The sequence below is a fragment of the Catenovulum agarivorans YM01 genome (assembly GCF_000281085.1).
Classification (GTDB): Bacteria; Pseudomonadota; Gammaproteobacteria; order Enterobacterales; family Alteromonadaceae; genus Catenovulum; species Catenovulum agarivorans.
On record NZ_JH767549.1, the window covers coordinates 2,424 to 5,954 of the forward strand.

Below are 3,531 nucleotides of genomic sequence, written 5' to 3' on the forward strand. Positions count from 1 at the left end.
TTTAGAGAAATGAACTTGAGAAACGCACAAGCGTAGCGACACCAAAGTCCATTTTTATAAATTAACTTGAAGCGACAGGCAAACAACACAAATGCCGCTCAACGGTAAAACAAGTTGAAAAAACCAACTTCAAAACAACTGATGCGTGGCGACAAACAAGTTAACGGAACAGGCAAGAAAATGCCAGCACCACGAAAACAAACACCAACAGTTTAACTACTTTTAACTAACGAAACTTCTAGCTAACGCCGCAATATGGGGCGCATAAAAGCTTGGCTAAAATTAGGAACGAAGTGACGCGAGCCAAGCTTTTTGCGTCCCATCATTATTGCATTGTTAGCTAATGCTGAGCCTTTAAAACTTAGCTCGCAAACAACGCAAAACCAAACTAGCAACTTACCTGCTTCATTTTCAACTACAAATTTAGCAGCGAAAAGAAGCAAACACGAACAATGCCGAGTGCCGTAAGCAACCTTAGAAAAATGAACTTGAGGATACGCACAGGCGTGGCGACACAAAAGTCCATTTTTATAAACTCACTTGAAGCGGCAGGCAAACAACGCAATTGCCGCTCAACGGTAAAACAACTTGGAAAAACCGATTTACCGACAACTGAAGCGTGGCGAGTTGGTGTTACTTTTTACCACAAAATATCCAGCAACTCGAAAACCTGCAACACCAATTTTTAATTTATTACTACGTTAAGCACTTAGCTAACGCCGCAATATGGGGCGCATAAAAGCTTGGCTAAAATTAGGAACGAAGTGACGCCAGCCAAGCTTTTTGCGTCCCTTCATAATTGCATTGTTAGGCGCTACCTTACCAACGCCGCCTGAATTAATTTACCTGTAGTAACGTTAATTTTGCAATTACAACCAACAAAATTGCCTACAGTTATGTAACTTTCAGAAGAGCTACTAATTATAAAATTAGTGTACGCATCAGTGTTTTGATTAGTAGGATTTTCAGCAACCCAAACCACTGAACCAGAATAATCTATACACTGAAGATTACTAGCCGCAGAGTTAACATTAAATTCCATGTAGTCAAAGATAACGCAAATATTATCGCCGACTTCAGTCGCATCAATTATAGTGTGTGGAAGCTCAATTTCGTTTCCGTTGACTGCAATAATATTTTTATTGAACTGAAGCATCGAAAGCGCCTAACGCCCGCATAAGTGGCGCATAAAAGCTTGGCTAAAATAGGAACGAAGTGACGCAGCCAAGCTTTTTGCGTCCACCTTTAATGCGATTGTTAGCTAGGTGCCCACCGAATGAGCAGTAAACTAGCCAACAACACAAAACCAAATTAGCGACTTACCCTGCTCTTTTTTCGACTGAAAACTTGCAGCGAAAAGAAGCAGACACGAACAATGCCGAGTGCCGTAAGTAAACTTAGAAAAATGAACTTGAGAAAACGCACAAGCGTGGCGATACAACAGTTTATTTTTATAAACTCACTTCAAGCGGCAGGCAAACAACGCAATTGCCGCTCAACGGTAAATCAGGTTAAAAAAGCAACCTTAAAACAACTGGTGCGTGGCGACTCGAAACTTTGCATGCTTGAGCAAGAAACTTCCAGCAATACCAAAACCAACAGCACCGCTTAACTACTTTTAACTTTGTAAAACAGCTAGCTAACGCCGCAATATGGGGCGCACAAAAGCTTGGCTAAAATTAGGAACGAAGTGACGCAGCCAAGCTTTTTGCGTCCCTTCATAATTGCATTGTTGGCTAGAAGCTTACCTAAAACCTGAAGATTAGCACAATACAATTACCGTTAATAAATTTAGAAAAATGAACTTGAGAAACGCACAAGCGTAGCGACACAAAAGTCCATTTTTATAAATTGACTTAAGCGACAGGCAAACAACACAAATGCCGCTCAACGGTAAAGCAAGTTGGAAAAACCAACCTCAAAACTACTGGTGCGTGGCGAAAAACAAGTTAACGGCACAGGCAAATAAATGCCAGCGCCACGAAAACAAACACCACAAGTTAAACTACTTTTAACTAACGAAACTTCTAGCTAACGCCCGCTTAACAGGCGCAAAATGCTTGGCTAAAATTAGGAACGAAGTGACGCAAGCCAAGCTTTTTGCGTCCTTTGTTGAAGCGTTTGTTATGTGGCTGCACTGCGTATGGATTTATACCGATCAGCATGCCCATGGCCCATAATATTCGCAGCTCTAATTAAATGAGTCCAAAATTGTTTTGGTGGTATAACGTTATCCACTATTACACCATCCAACTCTTCCATTGCCATCAATAATTCGTTGTGCTCAATATAAGTAAGAAAATCTTCCTCACAATATCCGTCACCAGACTCGATGATACCTTTTGGCAATAGTGCATAAGCAGCCATCAGTTCAACTTCGATTAGCTTCCATTTTTCGTACTTATCCACGAGAATCCTTCAGACACATAACGCCCGTATAGCTGGCGCTAGCACATTGTTTAGGGCTAAACGCCCAAGCTTTTTGCGTCCAGCTAATACGATTTGTTACCCCGACCCAACACAGAAGTTGAGGGGTTTTGTTAATTAGTTAGGAGGTTATCATTGAAAAGGGAGAATAATAAACCCAACAGTAACTCCCACGGCAACCAGAAAGAGAAACGCCTTTATACCGAAGGGGTTGTGTTTCTCATGTGTTTCGGTAGTAGTTTGATTACTGGTCTGTTCCTCACTTGGTGTAAGACTTGGTGAATAATATTCAAACGCTTTTTCAGTAAGATTTATGTTTGTTAAGCGTCCAGAGTTATTAGGATCGATTTTCCAAGTAATAAAACCAAGCGTTTGAAAATCTACGAGTATCGTAGGGTTGTTGAATGATTCAGTGTTTGAATTTGGATTATCTTTTAGATAATGAAACATACCTACGTATTCATTTGTTTTATATGTGTTTGGGTTTGGTTGACCACTACCAAATTGCATATTAACTCCTTTTATATTTCGCGGGTGTTAATGTTACTACCTATTTTTAAGAGTGACTAACCCTATAGCTCGAATGCGAATAGGAATTAAGAGGCAAACGATAATTGTTTAACTAGGTTCGGGGTAACGCCGCAATATGGGGCGCACAAAAGCTTGGCTATAATAGGAACGAAGTGACGCAGCCAAGCTTTTTGCGTCCCTCCATAATTGCATTGTTGGCTAGAAGCTCAACGAAGCTTGAATTTAGCACAATACAAATACCGTAAATAAACTTAGAAAAATGAACTTGAGGACATGCACAAGCGTGGCGACACAACAGTTTATTTTTATAAACTCACTTCAAGCGGCAGGCAGACAATATAAATGCCGCTCAACGGTAAAACAAGTTGGAAAAACCAACCTTAAAACAACTGGTGCGTGACGACTAACAAGTTAACGGAACAGGCAAATAAATGCCAGCGCCACGAAAACAAACACCAACAGTTTAACTACTTTTAACTAACGAAACTTCTAGCTAACGCCGTAGTAAAGGGTGGAATAAAGTTGGCTAACATTTTTGCTCTGCAAAAATTTGGCCAAGCTTTTTGCATCCCT

4 protein-coding genes are annotated in these 3,531 nt (G+C 40.5%); 1 reads left to right on the forward strand and 3 read right to left on the reverse strand.

What is annotated here, in order from left to right:
* Window positions 1-506 precede the first annotated feature (506 nt).
* Window positions 507-689: a hypothetical protein gene (locus WSC_RS24990; RefSeq protein WP_157447383.1), complete on the forward strand. Its 183-nt coding sequence runs from the start codon at window positions 507-509 to the stop codon at window positions 687-689.
* A gap of 125 nt (window positions 690-814) precedes the next feature.
* Here WSC_RS24990 and WSC_RS0121285 read toward each other — a convergent pair whose 3' ends face one another.
* The 3 genes from WSC_RS0121285 to WSC_RS0121305 form a co-directional block, all read right to left on the reverse strand.
* Window positions 815-1,156 carry a DUF7957 family protein gene (locus tag WSC_RS0121285; protein WP_016957986.1) on the reverse strand — a complete coding sequence of 114 codons (342 nt, stop codon included), beginning with the start codon at window positions 1,154-1,156 and terminating at the stop codon, window positions 815-817.
* 968 nt (window positions 1,157-2,124) lie between these two features.
* The gene (locus tag WSC_RS0121300) at window positions 2,125-2,409 is read right to left on the reverse strand and encodes a hypothetical protein (protein WP_016957989.1); all 285 of its coding nucleotides are present in this window, start codon (window positions 2,407-2,409) and stop codon (window positions 2,125-2,127) included.
* Between the two features lie 150 nt (window positions 2,410-2,559).
* Window positions 2,560-2,937, reverse strand: a complete 378-nt coding sequence (locus WSC_RS0121305; protein WP_016957990.1) for a hypothetical protein — start codon at window positions 2,935-2,937, stop codon at window positions 2,560-2,562.
* Window positions 2,938-3,531 lie beyond the last annotated feature (594 nt).